Source organism: Dyella ginsengisoli LA-4, assembly GCF_000334915.1.
GTDB lineage: Bacteria > Pseudomonadota > Gammaproteobacteria > Xanthomonadales > Rhodanobacteraceae > Dyella_A > Dyella_A ginsengisoli_A.
In genome coordinates, this window is the sequence record NZ_AMSF01000085.1 from 14,542 (window position 1) to 38,123 (window position 23,582).

At 68.4% G+C, this 23,582-nt stretch carries 22 protein-coding genes; 11 read left to right on the forward strand and 11 right to left on the reverse strand.

Annotated features, from left to right (window positions below; all coding sequences use genetic code 11):
- Positions 1-16: 16 nt before the first annotated feature.
- Positions 17-1,102 carry a mechanosensitive ion channel family protein gene (locus C693_RS22160; protein WP_017463662.1) on the reverse strand — a complete coding sequence of 362 codons (1,086 nt, stop codon included), beginning with the start codon at positions 1,100-1,102 and terminating at the stop codon, positions 17-19.
- 13 nt (positions 1,103-1,115) lie between these two features.
- Positions 1,116-2,789, reverse strand: coding sequence for a dihydrolipoyllysine-residue acetyltransferase (gene aceF, locus C693_RS0117935; protein ID WP_017463663.1), 1,674 nt, complete (start codon positions 2,787-2,789; stop codon positions 1,116-1,118).
- A gap of 208 nt (positions 2,790-2,997) precedes the next feature.
- On the opposite strand from aceF, the gene C693_RS0117940 reads away from it, so the two are divergent.
- Together C693_RS0117940 and C693_RS0117945 are read left to right on the forward strand one after the other, a co-directional pair.
- Positions 2,998-3,882 carry an ABC transporter ATP-binding protein gene (locus tag C693_RS0117940; RefSeq protein WP_017463664.1) on the forward strand — a complete coding sequence of 295 codons (885 nt, stop codon included), beginning with the start codon at positions 2,998-3,000 and terminating at the stop codon, positions 3,880-3,882.
- A gap of 35 nt (positions 3,883-3,917) precedes the next feature.
- On the forward strand, positions 3,918-7,493 hold the full coding sequence (locus C693_RS0117945; RefSeq protein WP_017463665.1) for a M1 family aminopeptidase: 3,576 nt from the start codon (positions 3,918-3,920) through the stop codon (positions 7,491-7,493).
- A gap of 28 nt (positions 7,494-7,521) precedes the next feature.
- Here C693_RS0117945 and C693_RS0117950 read toward each other — a convergent pair whose 3' ends face one another.
- The 7 genes from C693_RS0117950 to C693_RS0117980 all read right to left on the reverse strand — a co-directional run bounded on the left by C693_RS0117950 (position 7,522) and on the right by C693_RS0117980 (position 12,945).
- The gene (locus C693_RS0117950) at positions 7,522-8,430 is read right to left on the reverse strand and encodes a mechanosensitive ion channel domain-containing protein (protein ID WP_017463666.1); all 909 of its coding nucleotides are present in this window, start codon (positions 8,428-8,430) and stop codon (positions 7,522-7,524) included.
- A gap of 131 nt (positions 8,431-8,561) precedes the next feature.
- Positions 8,562-9,368, reverse strand: a complete 807-nt coding sequence (locus tag C693_RS0117955) for a DUF2884 family protein (protein WP_017463667.1) — start codon at positions 9,366-9,368, stop codon at positions 8,562-8,564.
- A gap of 126 nt (positions 9,369-9,494) precedes the next feature.
- The gene (locus C693_RS0117960; protein ID WP_017463668.1) at positions 9,495-9,932 is read right to left on the reverse strand and encodes a DUF2383 domain-containing protein; all 438 of its coding nucleotides are present in this window, start codon (positions 9,930-9,932) and stop codon (positions 9,495-9,497) included.
- A 104-nt stretch (positions 9,933-10,036) separates the two neighbouring features.
- On the reverse strand, positions 10,037-10,807 hold the full coding sequence (locus tag C693_RS0117965) for a DUF2884 family protein (protein WP_026107532.1): 771 nt from the start codon (positions 10,805-10,807) through the stop codon (positions 10,037-10,039).
- Positions 10,808-10,886: 79 nt separating this feature from the next.
- Positions 10,887-11,675 carry an energy transducer TonB gene (locus C693_RS22165; RefSeq protein WP_157798661.1) on the reverse strand — a complete coding sequence of 263 codons (789 nt, stop codon included), beginning with the start codon at positions 11,673-11,675 and terminating at the stop codon, positions 10,887-10,889.
- Between the two features lie 144 nt (positions 11,676-11,819).
- Complete coding sequence (locus C693_RS0117975; RefSeq protein WP_017463671.1) at positions 11,820-12,332, reverse strand: hypothetical protein; 513 nt, start codon at positions 12,330-12,332, stop codon at positions 11,820-11,822.
- Between the two features lie 163 nt (positions 12,333-12,495).
- On the reverse strand, positions 12,496-12,945 hold the full coding sequence (locus C693_RS0117980) for a hypothetical protein (RefSeq protein ID WP_017463672.1): 450 nt from the start codon (positions 12,943-12,945) through the stop codon (positions 12,496-12,498).
- A 238-nt stretch (positions 12,946-13,183) separates the two neighbouring features.
- On the opposite strand from C693_RS0117980, the gene C693_RS0117985 reads away from it, so the two are divergent.
- From C693_RS0117985 to C693_RS0118000, 4 genes are all read left to right on the forward strand, one after another.
- Complete coding sequence (locus C693_RS0117985) at positions 13,184-14,089, forward strand: YihY/virulence factor BrkB family protein (RefSeq protein WP_017463673.1); 906 nt, start codon at positions 13,184-13,186, stop codon at positions 14,087-14,089.
- Between the two features lie 79 nt (positions 14,090-14,168).
- The gene (locus tag C693_RS0117990; protein WP_017463674.1) at positions 14,169-14,519 is read left to right on the forward strand and encodes a glycine zipper 2TM domain-containing protein; all 351 of its coding nucleotides are present in this window, start codon (positions 14,169-14,171) and stop codon (positions 14,517-14,519) included.
- A gap of 77 nt (positions 14,520-14,596) precedes the next feature.
- Positions 14,597-15,013: a universal stress protein gene (locus tag C693_RS0117995; protein WP_017463675.1), complete on the forward strand. Its 417-nt coding sequence runs from the start codon at positions 14,597-14,599 to the stop codon at positions 15,011-15,013.
- A 196-nt stretch (positions 15,014-15,209) separates the two neighbouring features.
- On the forward strand, positions 15,210-16,031 hold the full coding sequence (locus tag C693_RS0118000; RefSeq protein WP_017463676.1) for a ferritin-like domain-containing protein: 822 nt from the start codon (positions 15,210-15,212) through the stop codon (positions 16,029-16,031).
- Positions 16,032-16,052: 21 nt separating this feature from the next.
- Here the strand turns inward: C693_RS0118000 and C693_RS0118005 are convergent, their stop codons facing one another.
- Together C693_RS0118005 and C693_RS0118010 are read right to left on the reverse strand one after the other, a co-directional pair.
- A complete protein-coding gene (locus C693_RS0118005; protein ID WP_017463677.1) occupies positions 16,053-16,547 on the reverse strand; it encodes a DUF6491 family protein in 495 nt (164 codons plus the stop codon).
- A gap of 73 nt (positions 16,548-16,620) precedes the next feature.
- On the reverse strand, positions 16,621-17,352 hold the full coding sequence (locus C693_RS0118010; RefSeq protein WP_017463678.1) for a hypothetical protein: 732 nt from the start codon (positions 17,350-17,352) through the stop codon (positions 16,621-16,623).
- Positions 17,353-17,475: 123 nt separating this feature from the next.
- On the opposite strand from C693_RS0118010, the gene C693_RS0118015 reads away from it, so the two are divergent.
- The 5 genes from C693_RS0118015 (at position 17,476) to C693_RS0118035 (ending at position 23,558) form a co-directional block, all read left to right on the forward strand.
- Positions 17,476-18,708 (forward strand): MFS transporter, encoded by a 1,233-nt coding sequence (locus C693_RS0118015; RefSeq protein WP_017463679.1) that lies wholly within the window; start codon positions 17,476-17,478, stop codon positions 18,706-18,708.
- Between the two features lie 57 nt (positions 18,709-18,765).
- The gene (locus tag C693_RS22170) at positions 18,766-20,397 is read left to right on the forward strand and encodes an alpha/beta hydrolase-fold protein (RefSeq protein ID WP_017463680.1); all 1,632 of its coding nucleotides are present in this window, start codon (positions 18,766-18,768) and stop codon (positions 20,395-20,397) included.
- A gap of 132 nt (positions 20,398-20,529) precedes the next feature.
- Complete coding sequence (locus tag C693_RS0118025; protein WP_100243747.1) at positions 20,530-22,377, forward strand: family 43 glycosylhydrolase; 1,848 nt, start codon at positions 20,530-20,532, stop codon at positions 22,375-22,377.
- Positions 22,378-22,432: 55 nt separating this feature from the next.
- Positions 22,433-23,104 (forward strand): glutathione S-transferase family protein, encoded by a 672-nt coding sequence (locus C693_RS0118030; protein ID WP_017463682.1) that lies wholly within the window; start codon positions 22,433-22,435, stop codon positions 23,102-23,104.
- Positions 23,105-23,234: 130 nt separating this feature from the next.
- Positions 23,235-23,558, forward strand: a complete 324-nt coding sequence (locus C693_RS0118035) for a hypothetical protein (protein ID WP_017463683.1) — start codon at positions 23,235-23,237, stop codon at positions 23,556-23,558.
- Positions 23,559-23,582 lie beyond the last annotated feature (24 nt).

Consider the following 23,582-nt stretch of genomic DNA (forward strand, 5'->3'; position numbering starts at 1 on the left):
TTTGCGGTGCGAGGCGTCAGCGGGTGACGCCCGGGTCGGGTTCGGAGGATCGGGGCGCCGTCGCGGCGGGCGGCTTCATGTGGTCGGTGACGTCGCGCGCGGCGTCATTGCCCTTGTCGGTGGCACCGGACGGCGCGCGTTGCTCCGCCGTTGCGGCCGGCTCCGGCGCGGGACGTCGGGCCCAGCTGCGCACGTGCAGGTCGCGCTGCGGGAACGGGATCTCGATGCCGTACTTTTCCAGCGCGGTGTGCAGCGCCCAGTTGTACGCGGCGGTGATCGAACCGGTCCGGCGGGTTGCCTCCGCGTCGAGCCAGACCACCAGCTGGAAATCGAGCGACGAGTCGCCGAACCCGGTCAGCCACACCTGCGGCGCGCGCGGGCCGTCCTTTGCCAGCGTGAACGGCACCGCGGCGGCAGCCTCCAGGGCGGCCTTCTTCACCAGCTCCTTGTCGGTGCCGTAGGCCACGCCGAACGGCACCTTGAGCCGGCGCGCGGCCTCGCGCAGCGTCCAGTTCACCACCCGGCCGGTGACGAACTCGGAGTTGGGCACGAGGATGTCGATATCGTCGTTGGTGGTGATCAGCGTGGCGCGGATGCGGATCTCGCGCACGTTGCCGTGCACGCCCGAGGCCAGCTCGACGAAATCCCCCACCTTCAGGCTGCGGTCGAAAAGCAGGATCAGGCCCGACACGAAATTGTTGAAGATCGCCTGCAGGCCAAAGCCCAGGCCCACGCCCAGCGCGCCGGCGAACACGGTGAACTTGGCGATCGGGATGCCGGACGCGTTCAGCGCCATCAGCACACCGACCAGCAGCAGCACGTAATGGGTCAGCCGCTCGACCGTGTACGCCGAGGACAGATTGAGGTTGTCGTGCCGCTCCACGTAGCGCCGCAGCAGGCGGCGGACGATCGAGGACAGCAGCAGGAACAGCACCAGCACCAGCACGGCCGCCAGCAGCGAACCGACGGTGACCTTCACCCCGCTCATGTCCAGCAGCTTGACGTTCATCCACTCGTTGAACTGGCGCACGCCGTCCTCCCAGGTGTGCGGCACGGCGGCGCGCACCTGGGTCAGCGGATCGCCCGAGCGGAGGGCGGTCACCCGGCGCCCCCGGTCAGAGCAGCAGGCGGCGGATGTCGCCCAGCTGCTGTGCGAGGAAGGCGGCGAAACGCGCGGCCAGCGCGCCGTCGATCACCCGGTGGTCGTAGGACAGCGACAGCGGCAGCATCAGCCGCGGTGCGAATTCCTTGCCGTTCCACACCGCCTTCATCGCCGCCTTGGAAACGCCGAGGATCGCCACCTCCGGCGCGTTGACGATCGGCGTGAACGCCGTACCGCCGATACCGCCCAGCGAGGAGATCGAGAAGCAGCCGCCGGACATGTCGGCCGGGCCGAGCTTCTTCTCGCGCGCCTTCTTCGAGATCTCGCCCAGCTCGCGGGCCAGGTCGAGCAGGCCCTTCTTGTCGACGTCGCGGATCACCGGCACCACCAGGCCGTCGGGCGTGTCCACCGCGATGCCGATGTGGAAGTACTTCTTCAGGATCAGCTTCTCGCCGGTCTCGTCGAGCGAGGCATTGAACTGCGGGAACTGCTTCAGCGCCGCAACCACCGCCTTCATCTGGAACACCAGCGGGGTGATCTTGAGATCCTTGTTCTCCGCGCCCAGGGCCTTGCGGAAGGCCTCCAGCTCGGTGATGTCGGCATCCTCGTGCTGGGTGACGTGCGGGATCATCGCCCAGTTGCGCGCGAGGTTGGCGCCGGAAATCTTCTGGATGCGCGAGAGCGGCTTCTCCTCGATCTCGCCGAACTTGGCGAAGTCCACCTTCGGCCAGGGCAACAGATTGAGGCCGCCACCGGCTGCCACCGGTGCGCCCTGCACCGGGCGTGCGCCGGAAGCCAGCGCGTGCTTGACGTAGGCACTGACGTCCTCGCGCTGGATGCGGCCACCGCGACCGCTGCCCTTCACCTGGTGGATGTCCACGCCCAGCTCGCGCGCGAAGGCGCGGATCGCCGGGCTGGCATACGGCGCATCGCCGGGCATGACGATCTTCGCGTCGAACGGCGGCCGCGCCTGCGGCGGCAGGTCGCCGTCCGGTGCAACCCCCGGCTGCACCGAGCGACCGCCGATCGGCGCGGGCTTCTCGGCGGCCGGCGCAGGGGCGGGCGCAGCGACCGGTGCGGCGGCAGGCGCCGCCTCGGCCGATTCGATCAGCGCGATCAGGCTGCCTTCGGAAACCTCATCGCCAAGCTTGAGCTTGAGTTCCTTCACCACGCCGGCGAACGGCGCGGGCACTTCCATGGTGGCCTTGTCCGACTCCAGCGTGATCAGGCCCTGGTCCTTGGCGACGCGGTCGCCGACCTGCACCAGGATCTCGATCACCGGAACGGCATCGAAGCCGCCGATGTCCGGCACGCGGGCTTCACGCACGCCGCCACTGGCGGCGGGTGCCGACGCAGCGGCCGGAGCCGGTGCGGGGGCACTCTTCGTGGGCGCCTCGGCCTTGGCGGGAGTGGCGGCCGGTGCGGGCGCCGGTGCCGGTGCGGCAGCACCCTCGGCCTCGATCATCGCGATCACGGTGCCCTCGCCGACCTCGTCGCCGAGCTTGACCCTGATCTCCTTCACCACGCCGGCGAACGGCGCGGGCACTTCCATCGTGGCCTTGTCCGACTCCAGCGTGACCAGGCCCTGTTCCTTCTCCACCCGGTCGCCGACTTTGATCAGCACCTCGATCACAGGCACCTTGTCGCCGCCGATATCCGGAACGCGTGCTTCTTTGAGGTCGGCCATGGGGACTCCTGCAGATGGGGACGGGGCGCGGGGATGCGACCGCGGCAAGATTTCCATGATAACCAAGCCGGGCCGCGGACGGCACTGAAAACGTTGTCATAACGCCCGTTCGCCGACGTATGGGCATGACCTTGGGCGCATGCCGCCCCGGCTCTTCCACCGTAAGCTGGCCCCGCAGGCGCCGCATCCGCAGCGCAGGAGGGACCCCATGCTGGCCATTCGCGACCTGTCCAAGACCTATCCCAACGGCGTGCGCGCCCTGCGCGAGGTGTCGCTGGACATCCCGCGCGGGATGTTCGGGCTGCTGGGACCCAACGGCGCGGGCAAGTCCTCGCTGATGCGTACCATCGCCACGCTGCAGGATCCGGACAGCGGCAGCATCACCCTCGACGGCCAGGACCTGCTGGCCGACAAGCCGGCCACCCGGCGCCTGCTCGGCTACCTGCCGCAGGAGTTCGGCGTGTATCCCAAGGTCACCGCCGAGGCCATGCTCGAGCACTTCGCGGTGCTCAAGGGCATCACCGCGCGCGGGCCGCGTCAGGAGCTGGTGCAGGCGCTGCTGCGCCAGGTGAACCTGTGGGACGTGCGCAAGCGCAAGCTCGGCACCTTCTCCGGTGGCATGCGCCAGCGCTTCGGCATCGCCCAGGCGCTGATCGGCGAGCCGAAGCTGGTGATCGTGGACGAACCCACCGCCGGCCTCGATCCGGAGGAGCGCAACCGCTTTCTCAACCTGCTGGCCGAGATCGGCGAGCGCTGCGTGGTGATCCTGTCCACCCACATCGTGGAGGACGTCACCGACCTGTGCCCGCGCATGGCGATCCTCGGCCAGGGCCAGGTGCTGCTGGCCGGCGAGCCGCTGGAAGCGATCGCCAGCCTGGAGGGCCGGGTCTGGCGCCGCACCATCGACAAGGCCGAGCTGGACGGCTATCGCGCCCGCATGACCATCCTGTCCACCCGCCTGCTGGCTGGCCGCACGCAGATCCACGTGCTGGCGGACCAGTCGCCCGGTGAAGGCTTCGTCGCCGTGGCGCCCGACCTGGAAGACGTGTACTTCGGCCGCCTGCGCGCGCAGGCCACCACCCGCGCCGCCTGAGCGCGCGACGTCACGCTTCGCACAGGACACCCCACATGTTCCTCGAGATCTTCCGCTTCGAATGGCGACAACAGCTGCGCTCGCCGCTGTTCTGGCTGGTCGCCGCCGTATTCGGCGCCATGGCCTTCGCCCTGACCAGCACCGACGCGGTCGCACTGGGTGGCGCCGCCGGCAACGTCTGGCGCAACGCGCCGATGGTGACGATCAAGCTGATGTCGGTGCTGACCGTCTTCAGCATCTTCCTGGTTACGCTGTTCGTCGCTGGTGCGGCGCTGCGCGATTTCGAGGCGCGCACGGCCGAGCTGATGTTCAGCACGCCGGTCTCGCGCGGCGCCTACGTGGGCGGACGCTTCGTGGCCGGCTACCTGGCCTGTCTGGCGATCCTCGTCGTGTGCGCGCTGGGCCTGTGGCTGGGTGGATTGATGCCGTGGGTCGACGCCGCGCGGCTGGGCCCGTCGCGCTGGGCCGGCTACCTGTGGTCGCTGGGCGTGATGGTGGCGCCGGCGATGCTGTTCATCGCCGGCCTGCTGTACCTGATCGCCACAACCACCCGCTCGCTGCTCGCCGCCTACATCGGCGTAGTGGTGTACTTCGTGCTCCAGATCGTCACCGGCCTGCTCACCCGCGACGTCAACAACCACTGGCTGGCGGCCATGCTCGACCCGTTTGGCGGTCGCACGCTGGCCATCGTCACGCGCTACTGGTCGGCCGACCAGCTCAACCACGACCTGCCGGCGGTATCCGGCGTGCTGCTGTTCAACCGGCTGCTGTGGGGCGGCATCGGTGCGGCGATGTTGGTCGCGTCGCTGCTCCTGTTCCGCGCCGACCGCACCGGCTGGCAGCCCACCCTGCGCAGGCATCGCGCGGAACCACCGGTGCTGGCGCCGCCGTCGGCGACTCCCGTCCCGACCGAACAGGCCAGCGGACTGCGTGCCGCAATGGCGCAGTTGCGGGCGCAATGGGCCTTCGACACCCGCGCGGTGCTCGGCGGCGTGCCCTTCGTGGTCATGGCGGCGCTGGCCCTGGTCAACGTACTGGCGATCCTCGCCCTGTCGGGGCAGCTCTATGGCACGCCGACGTATCCGGTGACCCACCGCATGGTGGAAACGGTGGAAGGCGGGTTCCAGGTGATGCTATACATCATCATCACCTTCTATGCCGGCGAACTGGTGTGGCGCGAGCGCGGCGTCGGCGTGGCCCAGGTCAGCGACGCGTTTCCCGTACCCGATCTCGTACCGCTGCTGGCCAAGCTGCTGGCGCTGTTCGCGGTGGTGGGCTGCTTCCTCGGCCTGGGGGCACTGGTCGGCATCGGCTGGCAGCTTGCCCATGGCTACACGCACCTTGAGCCGGGCCTGTACCTGGCGACCCTCCTGCTGGACGCGGTGCCCTATCTTCTGCTGGCGGTGCTGGCGGTGTTCTTCCAGACGCTGGCGAACAACAAGTTCCTCGGCTATCTGCTGACCGTGCTGTGGCTGGTGGCCAGCCTGATCGGCTTCGGCCTGCTGCACTGGGAACATCACCTGTACAACTACGGCACCACACCGGCGCTGCCTTATTCGGATCTCAACGGCTTCGGTCACTTCCTGCCGGCAGTGCTCTGGTTCGACGGCTACTGGACCTGCCTGGCCGTGGCGCTGGCCGGCATCGCCGCCCTGTTCTGGGTGCGCGGCACACCGGATGGCTGGCGCGGTCGCTGGCGCGAGGCATGCGCGAGACTGCATGGCACGGTCCGGATGCTGATTGCGGTCGCCCTGCTGGCCTTCATCGCCACCGGCGCCTGGATCTTCTACAACACCAACGTGCTCAACACGTATCGCAACAGCGAAGAGCTCAACCAGCAGCGCGCCGACTACGAGAAGCAGTACGCCCGCTACGCCGGTGTGGCGCAGCCACGCATCACCGCGGTGAACGCCGACGTCGACATCGACCCGACGCAACGCCGCCTGCACATCGTCGCGCACATGACCCTGGTGAACCGGCACGACGCGCCGATCAGCGAGCTGCACGTCAACACCGACACCGGCTTCAAGACCACGCTCGCCTTTGCCCCGCACGAGACGGTATCGATGGACCGCCGCCTCGGCTACGCCATCTACAAGCTGAAGACGCCGCTGGCGCCAGGTGCATCGATGCCGTTCGATGCCACCCTCGACTACGACCCCAGGGGTTTTACCAACGCGCCGGAAGGCCAGTTCCTTGCCCATAACGGCACCTTCTTCAACAGCACCGTGCTGCCGCGCTTCGGCTACCAGCCGGACAACCGGCTCACCGACCGCAATACCCGTCGCAAATACGGCCTGAAGGAGGACGTACCGCGCATGCCGCCGCTGGGCGACGAGGCTGCGCGTGCCAATACCTATATCAGCAATGACTCGGACTGGATCCACTTCGAGACCACCGTCTCGACCGCCGACGGCCAGATCGCGATGGCGCCGGGCTACCTGCAGAAGGAGTGGCACGCCAACGGCCGACACTACTTCCGCTACGTGATGGACCAGCCGATGCTGGACTTCTTCTCGTGGATCTCCGGCCGCTACGCGGTGAGGAAGGAGCGCTGGCACGACGTCGCGCTGGAGGTCTACTACAACCCGGAGCACGGCTGGAACGTGGACGACATGCTGCGCGGCGCGAAGGATGCACTGAGCTACTACACCACCCACTTCTCGCCCTACCAGTTCCGCCAGCTGCGCATCCTGGAGTTCCCGAACTACGCCAGCTTCGCGCAGTCGTTCGCCAACACCATTCCGTTCTCCGAGTCGGTGGGCTTCATTGCCGACCTGCGCGACCCGGCAAAGATCGACTACCCGTACTATGTCACCGCCCACGAGGTGGCTCACCAGTGGTGGGCGCACCAGGTGATCGGTGCGGACATGCAGGGCTCGACCATGCTCAGCGAATCGCTGGCGCAGTATTCGGCGCTGATGGTGATGAAGCATCGCTACGGCGAGCACCAGATGCGCCGATTCCTCCGGTACGAGCTGGACAACTACCTCGCCAGCCGAGCCGGCGATCCGGCCCAGGAAGAGCCGCTGGCCAAGGTCGAGCAGAACCAGCTGTACATCCATTACCGCAAGGCATCGCTGGTGTTCTATGCGCTGCAGGACTACGTCGGCGAGGACACCGTGGACGCGGTGTTGAAGCAGTTCCTGCACGACAAGGCCTTCCAGAACCCGCCCTACACCACCTCGCAGGAGTTCATGGGCTACCTGGAGCGCGGTGTCGATCCGAAGTGGCACCACCTGATCGACGACCTGTTCTGGAAGATCACCTTCTTCGACAACCGCACCACCGACGCCACTGCGAGAAAACTGCCGGACGGCCGCTACGAGGTCACCATGAAGGTGCATGCCGGCAAGTCGTACGTGGACGAACACGGCAAGGAGACCCCAGCCACACCCGACATCCCGGTGGAGATCGGCGTGTTCGCCAAATCCCCCGGCAAGGGCCTCGACGGCAAGCCGCTGTACCTGGCCAAGCGCGTACTTCCGGCCGGCGACAGCACGGTGACCGTGACCGTGGACGGCGTGCCGGCCGAGGCGGGGGTCGATCCCTACAACGAGCTGATCGACCGGATCCCGTCGGACAACCGCCACGCGGTGGCCGTGCAGTAGGCTGGCGACGGAGCCCGCCGCCGCGCTCTCAGCTCTGCCTGTCGGCCGAAGCGGGCAGGCTGCCCTGCACCACGGTCAGTTCGCGCTGCGGGAACGGAATGCTGATGCCGGCGCCGTCGAAGGCTTCCTTCACCGCCTGCAGGAAGTCGGTCTGCGTCGCCCAGAAATCCGCCGTGACGGTCCAGGCGCGGATCACCAGATCCACCGAGCTCTCGTTGAGATTGGTGGTCCACACGCCGGGCGCGGGATCCTTCAGGATGCGCTCGTCGGCATCGAACAGCTTGTGGATCTCCGCCTTGGCCGCCCTGATGTCGTCCTTGTAGCCGATTCCCACGGTCAGCTCGAAGCGACGGGTGCCGCGGCGGTTGAAATTGGTGATCGCATCGCCGCCCACCTTGGCGTTCGGCACCACCGCCTCACGACCGTCAGGCAGCAGCAGCTGGGTGTACATCAGGTTGATCGACTCGACCGTGCCCATCACGCCGCCGACGGTGACGAAGTCCCCCACGCGGAACGGCCGGAACACCGCCAGCAGCACGCCCCAGGCGAGGTTGCTGAGCGAACCCTGCAGTGACAGGCCAACGGCCAGACCGCTGGCGCCGAGCGCGGCGACCAGCGGCGCGGAGGGCACGCCGGCCACCTGCAAGGCGGTGACGATCAAGAGCGTCAACAGCACGCCATAGAGCAGATTGCGCAGGAAGCTGGACAGGGTGACGTCGAAACTCGCGCGACCGAGCGCGCGCTCGACCACGTTGGCCAGCCGCCGCGCCACCCACAGGCCGACCAGCAGCACCAGCAGCGCCTCGGCCAGGTTCAGCCCCATCTGCACCGCCTGATCGGCGTACTTGTCCCAGTTCGCGACGAAATAATGCGATACGCGACCCATCGCGCTGGAGGTGGACGTCGGGTCGATGGCAAGGGCGCTGGAAAATCGCATCGGCGGGCTCTCTCTCGCTATGAAAACGCGAGGAGACTAACAGCCGGCAGATCAAGATTTTGCAGGCTTCACGAGCGCGAGCGGCGCCGATGCCGGGCATCGGCGCCGCTCGCGACCCGTGTCATGGCATGTCAGCGGGCGGCGAGCTTGTCCTTGCCCGCGTCATGCTCCTGGCCTTCGCCGATCAGCCGCAACGGCGATCCGTCCGGCAGGCGGAAGCCGAACTGGCGCTGCAGCTGGTCGAGCTCGCGCAGCTTCGGACAGAGCGTCTCGGCGCGCGCCTCGAGGCGATCGGCACGAGCATCCACCTCCTTGTCAATCGCCTTGTCGAGCGAGTCTGCACGCGCTTCCAGTGCGGCGATTTTTGCCTGGTCGCCGCTGAGCGCCGCTTTCACCGCGCCGGCGGTGACCGTACCAACCAGCTCAGAGACCGCGTCCTGGATGCCGCCCTCGAACGAATCCTCCATCGCCTGGCGCGTCCACACACCGCTGCCGATGCCCGCGTCGAGCTGGGCCATCGCGCGGGTGCGGCTGCGGTTGAGGCGATCGATCAGGCGGCTCCTCGATTCGCCATCCTCGGCGAAGGTGGTGGCGACCGTGGTCAGCGCGTCGAAACCGATGTCCAGCCCGTCGCGGGCGATCGACGCCACTTCCGGCACCAGCGCGCGCACCGAGTGCTCGTAGCTGCGCAGCCGCGCGGCATCGGCGGCATCGACCGTCACCGGCTTGCCGTCGATGCGCAGGGTCCCGTCATGCATGAACACCCGGCCCGGCGTGCCGTCGTCGCGGCTGAACGCGATGCCTGCATCGCTGATGCGCACGTCGTAGTCGGTGTTGAAGCTGCAGTGCCCCATGGAGCCGTGGAAATCGTGGGCCTGAAGCGGCGAGCCGAACGTCGACCCGGCGGCCAGCGCCAGCGTGAAGATCATCGTGCGCATGCTGCGCCTCCCCGTGACCGTCGGCGGCAATGCCGACCCTGCGCATCACGATGCTCCGCCGGCGCGACCGGGCCATGGGCCAGCCGTCATGCCGTGCCATCAGTCACTGGAGGGATGCCGACGCGCTCAGTGCGTGACGCCGGCCAGCATGCCCATGTCGAGGTGAATCGCCTGGAGGCGCGGCGCCAGCCGATGCAGGCATTGCGCGGTATCGATCGGTGCCAGCGCCATGGTCTCCTCGAAATGCCGCACCAGGACCGCCTCGCGACGCGACAGCAGACGGATCCATTGGGTGTCTTTCAGGGGCATGCCGCGCGCCCACCAGCTGGCCAGCCGCCGCTGCAGCGGGCCGCGCCATTGGCCGGTCGTGGCCGGGCGGCCGCCGCGCGCGCTCAGCTCCATCTGCAGGTCCAGCACGAACAGCTCCAGCGCCGCCGCGTTCTCCAACAGCACGACGCGCAGGCCCGGCTCCACGACCTGTTGCGCGGCGAGCTGGCACAGCCGCTGCAGGTCGATGCTGCGCCGGATCAGCGCGTTGTAGAGCGGTTGTGTTGCCAGCGCCACGGCGTCTGGCCTCCGGGGTGGGAAGGATTGCCGTCCATGGTCGACAGCCGCCGCTTAGCGACGGATTAATCCGGCCGGCGTCGCGATCCGGCCTTTAGCTGCCGTTACCGTTGCGGCTCCGGTCTGCCGGACACGTCGAGCAGGTGCAGCGGTCGTCCCTGCGCATCGCGCAGCCCCTGTTGCAGCCCGGCCAGCCGCTCGACGGACGGACACAACGCATCCACCTGCGGCTGCAGCGCCAGCAGCCGGCGCTCGAGCCGCGGCTGCAGGGTGGTGGCGAGGTCGGTCGCCTGATCACGCAGGCGCGCTGCGGTGTCGAGGTCACCACTCATTGCCGCCTGCAGCGCCTGCTGGCCGAGGTCGGCGGCCACGATCGGGGCCAGATCGGAGGCGAACTGGTTGCCGAGTTGACGGGCAGCGTCCCCCTGCCAGTCGTGCGTGCTGTGGCTGGCGTCGATGCGCCTGCGCAACGCGTCGGCATCGATCGCCAGGCGCTGGTCCAGCGCCTGGCGCGTGGCGGGCGACAGTTGCAGTGTGGACGCCTCGTCACCGATGGCCTGCACCGCCATATCCACGCCGCGCTGCGCCACCTGGCGCACCCGCGGCAACAGTGCACGCAGGTCGCGCTCGAACAGCGTCACGCGATCCTGATCCTCGGCATTCAGCGCTACCGGGGTGCCGTCGGTGGCCAGCGTACCCCGCTCCATCACCACACGCGTCGGCGCAGGACCGGTGCGATCGAACACCAGCCGGTCCGGCTGCACGGTGAGGTCGTAACTGCTGCTGGCCGGGCAGTGCAGTGCCAGGGGCGCGGCTGTCACCGCACCGCTGGCGGCAACGGCGGACATCGCGAGGAGAATGAGTCGGGTGCGCATCGAACCGTACCAAGGCCAAAGCGCCCACCGATAACCGGCCAGCGGCCAACCCACCCTGAATCGCACCGGCGCGACGGGGTCAGCTTCCGCCGAGCTTGCTGAGCAGGTGCAGGCTGCCGTCCGGGTCGGCCATGTAGACGCCCTGGCCAGGCAGCGCGTCGAGATCACCGGCAAGGCCCGGGAGCATGCGCGGTGCGTCGAACCAGGGCACCGTCTTCACGGGACCCGGCATGTAGCTGACCCAGTGCCCGGGTCCATCCGAGGGCATGCCCGGGACGCCGAACACGTGGATGTCGAAGACCACCGGCACCATGGCATAACGCGCGACCGCTGCCTGCCCGGCCCGCAGCGGCTCGAACAACCAGCCGTGCGCCGCGCGTTCGGCGGCCCGGCCGAGCAGTTTGCGGTAGCGCTCCATCTGCCAGTTGTTGCCGAGATAGCGCAGATCGACCTGCTCGGTCGCCACGTCCTGCACCCGCCCCTGCGCATCGATACGCAACGCCAGGTAGACCGTGCCGGCCACGTGCGCGGCCATGGCCTGGGGCGGATATTCCGGGTCGATATTGCGGACGAGCCCGCCACGGCCGTTCGTGCTGTCACCGAAGTGCACACCGCGGATCGACAGCACATAATCGTGCTGGCCCGAGGGCTGCGCCACCACCCTCAGGCTCATCTGCGAGCGCGCCGTCACTGCATGTCCGTCACGTACCACCGGCTGGAATTGCCAGCGCGCCATATTGCGGTCGATCACATCGACTACCGGGGCGGGCAGCTGCGCCACATCGTCCAGCGTGTGGCCAACCACCCGACCATCGCTGCCAACGGTGAGCGAACCCAGCACGAGCATGCTCGCTTCGGGCCGTTGCACCTTTGTCGTCCGTGCCACGGACGGGGGAGCAAGGAGCAGGCCAGCCCATGTCAGGCCTGCAACGATGCCGATCGCCAGAATCCGACGCATGCTCACACCTCCCTGTGGATGTCACTGCAGTCTATGCCTGCGCGGGCGGCGCCGTCACCGCCGCCGGAACTGCGCCCGCACCTGCGACCTGCCCAGCTGCCAGATCAGCCAGACCAACAGCACGATGGCCACCGCGTCAAACCCCAGTGACAGGTGCACCGTGCGTGCCTGCTGGACGAGCAACGCCGGCGCGTCGGGCACGTCGTGCGGTGTGCTGCTCCAGGCACGCCAGCGGTGCAACAGCGTCGCACCACTGGCGAAGAGGCCCAGGGCGAGCAAGCCCAGCGCGACGCGCAGCACGGGACGCGACCAACCCTGGCGCAGGATGCCGGCGGCACAGAACACCACCAGCGCAGCGGCCGCGACGAAATAGCCGAGATCCCATGCCAGCATGCCGTGCAACATGGTCCGGGCCTCGTCCGCCAGCGCGGGCTGGGTCAGCACGCGCCAGACCCGGCGGGCATGCACGCCGTATTGCAGCGCACCGAACGCCGACAGCATCAGCACCAGCCACAGGCCTATACGCCAGAACGCAAAGCCCTGTCCCGGATTGCGCATGTGGTCCATCAGGCGCGCCCCTTCGAAGCGGGACGGACGGGCGAAGCGGACGACATGCGCATGGATGGATTCCTCCGGAACAGACCGCGCAGTGTATCGCCCACAACGCACAAGGGCGCCACGAAGGCGCCCTTGGCAAAGCCGGCGGCCAGAACGGCCGCACTGCGACGGCTTACTCCCGGGTGATGGTGAACTTGCCCACCGAGATGCCGAGGTTGACGCCCTCGCCTGTGCCGGCCAGCGCCAGCGAGGTGGTGCCCTTGGTCAGCACCTGGGCCGTACCGCTCTTGACCACGCCGGCCTCGGCGCCCGCCTGGGCGTAGGAACCGAACACCTCGTCGATGCTGTGTACCTTGCTGATTTCGCCCTTGCCGTTGTCGACGTGGTACTTGCCGGCGGTCAGGCCACCGCCGACCACCGTGATCTTCACGCGGGCCGACTGCCCGTTGTCGCAGGTGACCATGCCCGAACCCTCCGCATGCTTGTAGAGGATCGACCAGCCGGAGAGGCTGTAGGTGAGGTCACACTTGACGCTGGCTTCGGCGGCCTGGGCGCCGGTGGCGCCCATCGCGCCAGCCGTGGCCAGCAGAAGGGCGGCGAGAGCGTGATTGCGCTTGATCATGGTGATCTCCTGTCTGTGTCTGGAAGAACGCCCCGTCGGGGCCCCCGGCCGCGGCGGGCCTTGCTCAGCTCGTCGCCGGACCGCGGTGGGATGGCAGGATCGGGACGCCGGCGTGATGGAGGCGTGCAGTCGGAGCGAGCGTTCAGTGATCCGCCGATGCGACCATGGATGCAGCTACGCTGTCGTTCATGTTCCGGGCGACGCCCCACCCGGTCACGAGAGAACACGGAGCTGCGTCATGCCGTCCCGTATCGAGCCCACCGCTTCGCCGCGACCGCGCCTCGCGCAGGGCCGCGAGATCCTGCGACGCACGGTCCACGGCTTCGCCCACGACGAACTCGGCACGCGGGCCGCGGCGCTGGCGTTCTATTCGGCGCTGTCGTTCGCACCACTGCTGGTATTGCTGCTGTGGATCGCCGCATCGCTGCGACCGGAATGGCAGCAGCAGCTGACCGCCTCGCTGCAGCAGCTGGTCGGCCCACGCGCCTCCGACGCGGTGACCCTGGTGCTGGCCAATGCCCGCGAGCGGCCCACGGTAGGCAGTTGGGCCGGGCTGATCGGCCTGGGGGTGACGCTGGCCGGTGCATCGGCCGTGTTCGCCCAGCTGCAGGGCGCGATCAACCGGGTCTGGAACCTGGCTCCACGCCCCGGTGGAGCGATCAAGGACTGGTTGCGCGCGCGCATGATGGCCCTGGGGCTGCTGCTTTCGCTGGCATTCCTGATGGTGGTGTCGTTCGCCGCCAGCGCGCTGATCGCCGTGTTCGTCCGCGGCGACTCGCTGGCCTGGCAGGCACTGGAGACGCTGATTTCCCTCAGCCTGTTCAGCGCACTGTTCGCAGCGATCTTCAAGGTACTGCCGGACGCGCAGATCGCCTGGTCCGACGCCCTGGTGGGGGCAGCGCTGACCGCGGTGCTGTTCGCGGTAGGCAAGCTCGGTATCGGCGTCTATCTGTCCCGCAGCGACGTCGGCGGTGCCTACGGACCAGCCGGCGGCGTCGTGGTGTTGCTGGTATGGGTCTACTACTCGGCGCTGATCCTGCTGCTGGGGGCCGAGCTCACCCAGGCCGTCGCGGAGGTGCGCGGTCACCCGATCGTGCCGCGGGCCCATGCGGCATGGCGCCATCGACGTTCGGAGACTCCTTGAGCACACCCGCTGCACCGACTGCTCACGGCGCGACCGCAAGACTGCGCCTTCGGTTTCGGTCATGCATGAGGAGTTCGCCATGCCACGTATTCATCGCCTGCTGGTTCCGTTGCTCGCCGGCAGCCTGCTGGCCGGACTTTCGCCCGTCCATGCGCAGGACCATCACCACGAAGGGCGCCACGAGGTCTGCGAGAACGTCCGCGTGAAGAACACGCCGAAAGACCGGCATCAGATCGCCGGCACCGCGATCGGCGCAGTGGCCGGCGGCCTGCTCGGCCATCAGGTCGGGGGCGGCAAGGGCAAGACCCTGGCCACGATCGGTGGCGCGGTGGCCGGCGGCTATGCCGGCAAGAAGGTGCAGGAGCACCACCAGGACGAGCATGCCGGCACGCACATCGAACGGCGCTGCCACTGGGTCGACCACCGCTGAGCCATCCGGATCTCTCCCGCGCGGCGACCGTGGCATGATCGGGCCGTTGTCCACGGCAAGTCGCGGAGGTGCCCCGGATGTTCAAGTATTCCCTGGTCGGTTACGACGGCTCTGACACTTCCAAGCGCGCATTCGATCTGGCCATGTCGGTGGCGCGCGCCTTCCACGGACGCGTTCGCGTGGTGTCGGTACTGCAGGTCACCGAGGCCGGGGCCGACGCCTGCGCGCTGATGATGGCCGACTCGGGCACGGCACGGGCGCGCGAGCTGCTGGACGAGCTGAAGACACTGCAACCCGACGCCGGGGCACTGGTCGACCTGGAGCTTGCCCATGGCAGCCCGGGCGACGTGCTGATCGGCCAGCTGGAACAGCACGGTTGCGATCACATCGTGATCGGACACACGGAGCGGGGTGCACTCGCCCGCTGGCTGCTCGGCTCGGTCTCGGGTGACGTGCTGGCGCGCGCCCACGTGCCGGTCACGGTGGTGCGCTAGGCATCACCCGTCCAGCCGCCGCGGGGATTCCCGCAGGGCGGCCGCACCTGCCTAGGGGGAGCGCGTGCCGGAGCCACGCGGACCCGGGGTCGGCAGGGGTTAATTCCTTCGCCCGTTCCAGGCCGTATGCTTGGCGTCATCGATCTGTCACGCGACGCGGCGCCGCCGCCCGCCGCCCCCGGCAAGGAATCCACCGTTGAGCTACACCCAATCGCTTCCCTGGACGCTGGAGAGCATCGACTTCAGCCGCATCGACAAGGCCCGCGTCCGCCATGACGAAGACCTGTTCTTCCTGCTGTGCAGTGCTTCGTTCGTCGAGAGCGGCTCGGACCTGTACACCCACAACCTGGTCGACCATTTCGCCGGCGACCAGGAACTGCAGACCTGGCTCAGTCAGCACTGGGAGCACGAGGAGCTGCAGCATGGCCGCGCGCTGGCCGCGTACGTGCGGGCCGTGTGGCCGGAGTTCGACTGGGACGCCGGCTTCAAGGCGTTCTGGGACGAGTACGGCGCGATGTGCACCAGCGAGCAGCTCGAATCCTCGCGCGGACTGGAGCTGGCGGCCCGCTGCGTGGTCGAGACCGGCACCGCCAGCCTCTACCGGGCACTCAACGACCTGACCGACGAGCCGGTGCTCAAGCAGCTCACCAGCCACATCAAGAGTGACGAAGTGCGTCATTACAAGCACTTCTACCAGCACTACCGGCAATACCGCGAACGCGAGGGTTTCGGCCGCTACAAGGTGTTCCGCGCCATCCTGCGCCGGGTCAACGAGATCAAGAGCGAGGATGGCGACGTGGCGATGCGCCACGTGTTCAACCGCTGCTATCCCCAGCACGCAGGCGACGACGCGGAGTTCCGCCGCGTCAACACCCGTGCGCAGGCCCGCCTGAAGCGCAACATCCCGGCCGAGATGACCGTGAAGATGCTGCTCAAGCCACTGGATTTTCCGGCGCGCCTGCAGAGCGCGCTGGAGAAGCCCCTGGCCAAGCTGGCCGAGAAGCTTTTCCTGCACTGAGGTCGACGCGCCGGGCGACGATCAGGGCTTGGACGGTGGAACGGTCGCGCTGTCGCGCGGCTTCTCCTCCACGGGGCGACGCTCCACCTCGGCTTGCTTCAGCTTGGCCACGTCCACCGGGCGAATGCGGGTGATGGTGCAGGGGATGCCGCTGCGCCCAGCTTGCACTCTGTCGATGCCGAAGCCGCCGCGCCCGGTCAGCACCTTGTCGAACCCGACGCTGACCCGGTGCAGGTTGGAGGTCAAGCCGATCGTATTGGTGAACGGCAGGTCGATGCAGCCGGGCACGTCGAGCAGCCAGGCCTGCTTGGGACGGGCGTAGACCACCACCCGGTCGGTACCCAGCGGCTCCCACGACCACAGCGAGTTGTAGAAGAGAAAACTGTTCTGCGCCGGACCGGCCGCTGCCTCGTAGTCGGCCCGCCGCTGCTGGTCGCTGGGGCGACCGGACAGGCTCGCGCATGCGCCCAGAGTCATTGGCAACGCGAGCCAGGCAAGGATTCGCAGGTGTTTCATCGCCGTTCTCCTCTCTCGTCCATGATGCTTCTGCCGAAGTCACGCGTTGCTAACGCACCAGCGGCTTCGGAGTTTACTTTCTCTTCTTCTCCAGCGGCAGCCACTTGGCCGGATCGAAGCCGCCGACCTCGTACACCAGCTCTTCGCTGCGATCGTCGTCCTTGCGGGTGACCTTGAGAGTGATCTTCTTCGCCTTCTTCAGCATGGCGATGAAGGCGCTGTCGTCCTTGATCATCAGCGCCGGCTCGCCCGAGGGCGGGGCGAACGCCTTGATGCCGACCGGCTTGCCGTCGAAGGTGGCCGGCAGCGTGCAGGTGCCCTTGCAGACGAAGCCCTTGCCGCTGCCGAACAGGAACGCGCTCTGCCCCCACTCGGTATGCCGGCGCAGCACCATGCGCACCTTGTCGCCCGCCGCCGGCTCGCTGTTGTAGATCACCGCGGTGGACTGCGTGCCGCCGGCCATCGGTGCGACCTGGTACAGCCACAGGCCGGCCAGGCGGTTCTTCTCCGCATTCTCGTGGTAGCGCTTGGCGATCTCCGGCAGGGTCTGCTGCACCTCCTTTGCCGCGGCGCTGCCGGGGTAGTCGTGCACGATCTGCTCGCCGAAGGTGGTGGCCATCTCGTCGTTGTGGATGCGCACCAGCTGGCGGTAGGTGTCCAGGTCCCGCTGCGCCGCCTGGTCGATGGCCGGCGCCTTGTTCGCCGCCGGCGCCGCGGCGTTGCCACCGCCCTGCTGCGAGCAGCCCGCGGCCAGCAGGGCCAGGCCGAGGATGGAAAGCGAAGGGCGCAGGAAACCGGCAGTCATGGAATGCATCCGCGTGGCAGGACAGATCCCTAGAGTGGAACGAGCCACGCCGCGCGCGCAACCGCGGCGGCTTGGCCGCGGCCGCGGGCGCCCCGATAATCGCCGCTCCCGCCAGGATTCCCCATGTCCGACTCCCCTGCTCCCGCCGGCGACGCGCTGTTCCGGCACCGCGCTTTCGTTGCGTTCTGGTTCGCCCGCATCGCCTCGGGCTTCGGTTTCCAGATGCTCTCGGTGGCCGTCGGCTGGCAGATCTACGCGATCACCGGACGCGCGCTGGACCTGGGCCTGATCGGCCTGGCGCAGTTCATTCCCTCGGTGCTGCTGGCGCTGCCGGCCGGCCACGTCGCCGACCAGTTCGAGCGCCGCCGCATCGTACTGCTCGGGCAGCTGGTGGAGTTCGTGGCGATCGCCCTGCTGGCCGGGCTCACCCTCACCGGCGGCGTGCACGAGGCGACGATCCTGGCGCTGGTGTTCGTGATCGGCGTGGCCAAGGCGTTCGAGTTTCCGGCGATGCAGTCGATGCTGCCGGCGCTGGTGCCGGCGCCGATCCTGCCGCGTGCGATGGCAATGAGCGCCTCGGCCGGCCAGGCGGCGATGATCATGGGTCCGGCGCTGGGCGGCTTCCTCTACGTGGCGGGGCCGGGCGTGGTGTACGTGGTGGCCGGGACGCTGTACCTGGTCGCCGCCGGGCTGATGGCCTGGCTGCGCTACGAACGCACGCCGCCGCGGCGCGAACCGGCCACGCTGAAGACGGTGTTCGCCGGCGTGCACTTCATCCGCCGGCGCCCGGACGTGCTGGGCGTGATCTCGCTGGACCTGTTCGCCGTGCTGCTGGGCGGCGCCACCGCACTGCTGCCGATCTTCGCCCGGGACATCCTGCACACCGGCCCATGGGGGCTGGGCCTGCTGCGCGCGGCGCCGGCGGTGGGCGCACTGCTGATGTCGCTGTGGCTGGCGCGGCACACCCTGCAGCGCCGGGTCGGCATGACCATGTTCGCCTCGGTGGCCGGCTTCGGCGTGGCCACCCTGGTGTTCGCGGTATCCACCACGCTGTGGCTTTCGCTCGCCGCGCTGTTCGCGCTGGGTGCGTTCGACATGGTCAGCATGGTGATCCGCGGCGCGCTGGTGCAGCTGGACACGCCGGACGACATGCGCGGCCGGGTCAGCGCGGTGAACGCGATCTTCATCAACACCTCCAACCAGCTGGGCGAGTTCGAGTCCGGCATGCTGGCGGCCTGGGTCGGCGCCGTGCCGGCGACCCTGATCGGAGGCCTCGGCACCCTGGTCGTGGTGGCGCTGTGGATGGCCTGGTTTCCCTCGCTGCGACGCCGCGAGCAACTGCAAGAACCTGCGTAGCGCACGCCGGCCATCGGCAGTGGCGTGCACGCGGCGGGGGCGGCTAGCATCGGGGGGATGAACCGAGCCCACCTGCCCCTGACCTCGCTCGCCGCCGCCTGCCTGCTGGCCGCCGCGCCCTTCCACGTATCCGCCACCGATGCGGGAGCCGCCACGCCACGCATCGAGGTGAGCTTTGCCGCGGGCGCGCACGCGCAGCCGGTTACCGGCCGCGTCTACGTGGCGGTCAGCCGCGACGACAAGGCGCCGCCGATCGAGGAAGCCGACATCACCGGCGTACCGCTGTTCGGGCATGACGTCACCGGCCTTGAGCCCGGTCATTTCGCGACCATCGATGTAAACGATTACGGCGCTCCGCTCGCCAGCCTGCGCGACCTGCCCGCCGGCGACTACTGGATGCAGCCGTTCGTCAACGTCTACACCGAGTTCAGGCGCGCCGACGGGCACACGCTGTGGATGCACATGGACCAGTGGGAAGGCCAGGACTGGAAGCACTCGCCGGGCAACCTCTACGGCAAGCCGGTGAAGGTGCACTACGACCCCGCGGCGGCGACACCGATCCGGCTGGTCGCCGACCAGGTGATCGCGCCGATCCCGTTCCCGAAGGACAGCGAGTACGTCAGGCGCTTCCGCATACAGAGCAAGCTGCTGACGAAATTCTGGGGCCACCCGATCTACCTCGGCGCCACCGTGCTGCTGCCCAAGGGGTACGCGGAGCACCCGAACGTGCGCTACCCGGTGGTCTACGACCAGGGCCACTTCTCTACCGACGCGCCGTTCGGCTTCGAGCGCAAGGACTCGAAGATGCGTGCGTTCTGGCTGGACGACGCGAAGAAGCCGCGGGTGATCGTGGTGACGCTGCAGCATCCGTCGCCGTTCTACGACGACTCCTACGCGGTCAACTCGCCGAATGAGGGCCCGTTCGACGACGCCATCCACCAGGAGCTCTACCCGGAGATCGCCCGCCGCTTCCGCACCATCGAGCAGCCCTGGGCACGCATGCTCACCGGTGGCTCCACCGGTGGCTGGATCGCCGTGGCACAGCAGCTGTTCCACCCACGCTTCTACGGCGGCACCTATGCGATGTGCCCCGATCCGCTGGATTTCCGCCACCACGAGGTAGTGAACATCTACGACGACGCCAACGCGTATTACGTGGACAAGGGCTGGATGAAGGTCGAGCGCGTGGACACCCGCCAGCCCGACGGCAACGTCGACGCGATGATGAAGGACGAGAACCACTACGAACTGGCGGTCGGCGACCACTCGCGCTCCGGCGGCCAGTGGGACATCTGGGAGGCGGCCTGGGGGCCGATCGGTGCCGACGGCTATCCGCAACGGCTCTGGAACAAGCGCACCGGCGTGATCGACCACCAGGTGGCCGAGTACTGGAAGCAGCACTTCGACCTGCGTTACCTGCTGCAGACCCACTGGGCCACGCTGGGCCCGCTGGTCACCGGCAAGCTGCACCTCTACGTAGGCGATGCGGACACCTTCAACCTCAACATGGGCGTGCGTGCGATGGACGCGTTCCTCAAGACCGCAACGAACCCGCGCTTCGCCGGTTCCATCACCTACCAGCCGATGGCACCGCATTGCTGGGGGCCGAGCGGCGAGGCGTTGTACGACCTGATGACCGGCTACATGCGCCAGCACGCGCCGAAGACTTCCACCGACTGGATCTACTGATTCCCTGCGACCGGGCGACCCGCGTGGGCACCCGGCGATGCCGCGGCGGCAGCCTGGTCGCCGCGCCTGCACGAGCCGCCGCAGCGGGCAAGGAGACCCCGTACCGGCCGCCCTCCCGGATCCATGGCCCGCATGACGACACTGCTCCGCTCCCGCCTCACTTGCGCCCTGCCGCTTGCACTGGCCTCGATCGCCCCCGCCGCCGGTGCCGCGGTCAATCCGCACGGCCGTACCTGGGCCAATCCGATGGACGTGGACTACCGCTACAACTTCGAGCAGATGAACCAGGGCATCTCCTACCGCACCGGCGCCGACCCCGCGGTGGTGCGCTACGGCGATGCGTACTACCTGTTCCAGACCCTGGCCGACGGCTACTGGCACTCCACCGACCTGGTGCACTGGGATTTCGTCACACCCGACAAGTGGCCGTTCGACAGCGAGGTGGCGCCGGCCACCCTGGTCGCCGACGGCAAGCTGTTCCTGATGCGCTCGACCACCGACCCGGAACCGCTGCTCTACTCCACCGACCCGGCGCATGGGCACTGGAAGTTCTGGACCCGGCTGATGCCGCCGCTGCCGAACGCGGTGAGCTCTTCCACCGAATACAGGATCAAGCCCGGCCAGCTGCCGCCCGGACCATGGGATCCGGGCCTGTTCCAGGACAACGACGGCAAGGTCTACCTGTACTGGGGTTCGTCCAACGTCTATCCGATGTACGGGCAGCAGATCGACCTCAAGCTCGGCGACGAGACCGAAGGCGAAGGCAAGCGGCTGGCCTGGCTCGGCGCGGCGAAATCGCTGCTGCGGCTGCACCCGGAGCAGCACGGCTGGGAACGCTTCGGTCGCGACCACACCGACGAGACCACCAAGCCCTACATCGAAGGCGCCTGGATGAACCGCCACGGCAACCGCTACTACCTGCAGTATGCCGCACCCGGCACCGAGTACAACGCCTACGCCACCGGCGTTTACACCAGCGATCACCCGCTGGGTCCGTTCACCTACGCGCCGTACAACCCGGTCGGCTACAAGCCGGGCGGCTTCGTCGAGGGGGCCGGCCATGGTTCCACCTTCGAGGACGCCTACGGCAACGTGTGGAACACCGGCACCAACTGGATCGGCCTGAACTGGAATTTCGAGCGGCGCATCGACCTCTATCCAGCCGGCTTCCATGACGACGGCCAGATGTGGGTGGACACCCGCTTCGGCGACTTCCCGCAGCACATGCCCGACCACAAGCTCAGGCCCGGCGAGAGCACCTTCACCGGCTGGATGCTGCTGTCCTGGCACAAGCACGCCACCGCTTCATCCGAGATGCCCGGACACGGCCCGGACCAGGTCACCGACGAGAACCCGCGCACCTTCTGGCTGGCGACCTCCAACACCCCCGGCCAGACCCTGACGCTCGACCTCGGCGGCACGCGCACGGTGGACGCGATCCAGGTGAACTATGCCGATTACCAGTCCGACCGCTACGGCGACGCGCCCGACCTCGTGACCCAGTTCGTGCTGGAAGGCTCGGGCGACGGCAACCACTGGCAGACCCTGGCCGACCTTTCGCACGAGACGCGCGACCACGCCAACGCCTACGTCGAACTCGATACCCCCGCCCACATCCGCTACGTACGCTATGTGCATCGGCACGTCGGTGCGAAGCACCTGGCCATCTCCGACCTGCGCGTGTTCGGCCATGCAGACGGTCCGCCGCCGCCGGCGCCGGTACTGGTCTCGGCCACCCGCGACAAGGACACCCGTGACGCCACCATCACCTGGAAGCCGGTGCCGGGCGCGGTGGGTTACAACGTGCGCTGGGGCCTCACCGCCGATCGCCTGCACGAGACCTACCAGCGCTTCGCCGACCAGCCGACCACCCTGCAGCTGCGCGCGCTGAGCAAGGGCGTGCGCTACGTGGTGGCGGTGGAGGCGTTCGACGAACGAGGCGTGTCTACCCTGTCGCGCACGATCACGCTCGATCCGTAGCCGTCAGCGACGGCCGCGCTTGCGGGATCGGGGCCGATCGGCTCTGATCCCCGGGATGATCACCGTCCACCACCTCGAAAACTCGCGCTCGCAGCGCATCCTGTGGCTGCTGGAAGAACTCGGCCAGCCCTACGAGATCAAGCGCTACGCCCGCGACCGCAAGACCATGCTGGCGCCAGCCGAGCTGCGGGAGGTGCATCCGCTCGGCAAATCGCCGGTGGTGACCGACGGCGAACTCGTGCTGGCCGAGTCCGGCGCCATCGTCGAGTACCTGGCCGATCGCTACGACGACGGGCGGCTGCTGGCCGCCCCCGGCACGCCGGAGCGACGGCGCCAGACCTACTGGCTGCATTACGCCGAGGGCTCGGCGATGCCGCCGCTGCTGCTCAAGCTGGTGTTCCAGCGGATCGAAAAGGCACCGGCTCCGTTCTTCGCCCGGCCGATCGTCCGCGACGTGGCAACCAAGGCACAGCGAGGCTTCGTCGACCCGCAGGTCGCCACGCACCTGGACTACATGGAAGGCGAACTGGGCAAGGCGACCTGGTTCGGCGGCGACTCCTTCAGCGTCGCCGACATCCAGTTGAGCTTCCCGCTGGAGGCCGCCGCCGCGCGCGGCGGACTCACCGCTGCAAGCTGGCCTCGCCTGGCTGCCTTCCTCGAGCGCATCCACGCCATGCCGGCCTATCGGCGCGCCCTGGAGCGGGGCGGGGATTACCGGCTGGGCTGACATGACTGAACGGCGACCGGGCGGCGATTTGTCGCTTCGACACGCCGGTCACGCGATCGGGCGCAAAGTAGGGACTCTGCCGCTGACCGCGGCCCCGCGCTCGAGCTGCGCCCTTGAGGAGTCCATGACCATGAGCCGAACCCGCGATATCGAACGCCACCTCAGCGACGCCGGCGACCGGGTGCGCCAGTACGCCAACGGCGCCGCCGGCACCGCCCACGAACTGGTCGAGCGCGGCCGCCGCGCCACCAGCCGCCTCGGGCGCCACGGCCACGACTACGGCCGCCAGATCACCCGCGCCGCGGAGGATTTCGCCGACGAGGCGAACTACCAGTACCGCCGCCTGCGGCGGCAGGTGAAACGGCACCCGGCCGCCACCGTGGCCATCGTCGCCGGCACGGTTGGTGCGTTCCTGCTGCTGCGCAAGGCGTTCGCCAGCCGCGACGAGGACTGAGCGCCCCGTCCGCGACATCCCCAA

Bases quoted from the DNA above. Each gene is read 5' to 3' on its own strand.
- aceF (WP_017463663.1), bottom strand. From the start codon at position 2,789: ATGGCCGACCTCAAAGAAGCACGCGTTCCGGATATCGGCGGCGACAAG.
- C693_RS0117940 (WP_017463664.1), top strand. From the start codon at position 2,998: ATGCTGGCCATTCGCGACCTGTCCAAGACCTATCCCAACGGCGTGCGC.
- C693_RS0117945 (WP_017463665.1), top strand. From the start codon at position 3,918: ATGTTCCTCGAGATCTTCCGCTTCGAATGGCGACAACAGCTGCGCTCG.
- C693_RS0117950 (WP_017463666.1), bottom strand. From the start codon at position 8,430: ATGCGATTTTCCAGCGCCCTTGCCATCGACCCGACGTCCACCTCCAGC.
- C693_RS0117955 (WP_017463667.1), bottom strand. From the start codon at position 9,368: ATGCGCACGATGATCTTCACGCTGGCGCTGGCCGCCGGGTCGACGTTC.
- C693_RS0117965 (WP_026107532.1), bottom strand. From the start codon at position 10,807: ATGCGCACCCGACTCATTCTCCTCGCGATGTCCGCCGTTGCCGCCAGC.
- C693_RS0117975 (WP_017463671.1), bottom strand. From the start codon at position 12,332: ATGGACCACATGCGCAATCCGGGACAGGGCTTTGCGTTCTGGCGTATA.
- C693_RS0117980 (WP_017463672.1), bottom strand. From the start codon at position 12,945: ATGATCAAGCGCAATCACGCTCTCGCCGCCCTTCTGCTGGCCACGGCT.
- C693_RS0117985 (WP_017463673.1), top strand. From the start codon at position 13,184: ATGCCGTCCCGTATCGAGCCCACCGCTTCGCCGCGACCGCGCCTCGCG.
- C693_RS0117990 (WP_017463674.1), top strand. From the start codon at position 14,169: ATGCCACGTATTCATCGCCTGCTGGTTCCGTTGCTCGCCGGCAGCCTG.
- C693_RS0117995 (WP_017463675.1), top strand. From the start codon at position 14,597: ATGTTCAAGTATTCCCTGGTCGGTTACGACGGCTCTGACACTTCCAAG.
- C693_RS0118005 (WP_017463677.1), bottom strand. From the start codon at position 16,547: ATGAAACACCTGCGAATCCTTGCCTGGCTCGCGTTGCCAATGACTCTG.
- C693_RS0118010 (WP_017463678.1), bottom strand. From the start codon at position 17,352: ATGACTGCCGGTTTCCTGCGCCCTTCGCTTTCCATCCTCGGCCTGGCC.
- C693_RS0118015 (WP_017463679.1), top strand. From the start codon at position 17,476: ATGTCCGACTCCCCTGCTCCCGCCGGCGACGCGCTGTTCCGGCACCGC.
- C693_RS22170 (WP_017463680.1), top strand. From the start codon at position 18,766: ATGAACCGAGCCCACCTGCCCCTGACCTCGCTCGCCGCCGCCTGCCTG.
- C693_RS0118025 (WP_100243747.1), top strand. From the start codon at position 20,530: ATGACGACACTGCTCCGCTCCCGCCTCACTTGCGCCCTGCCGCTTGCA.
- C693_RS0118030 (WP_017463682.1), top strand. From the start codon at position 22,433: ATGATCACCGTCCACCACCTCGAAAACTCGCGCTCGCAGCGCATCCTG.
- C693_RS0118035 (WP_017463683.1), top strand. From the start codon at position 23,235: ATGAGCCGAACCCGCGATATCGAACGCCACCTCAGCGACGCCGGCGAC.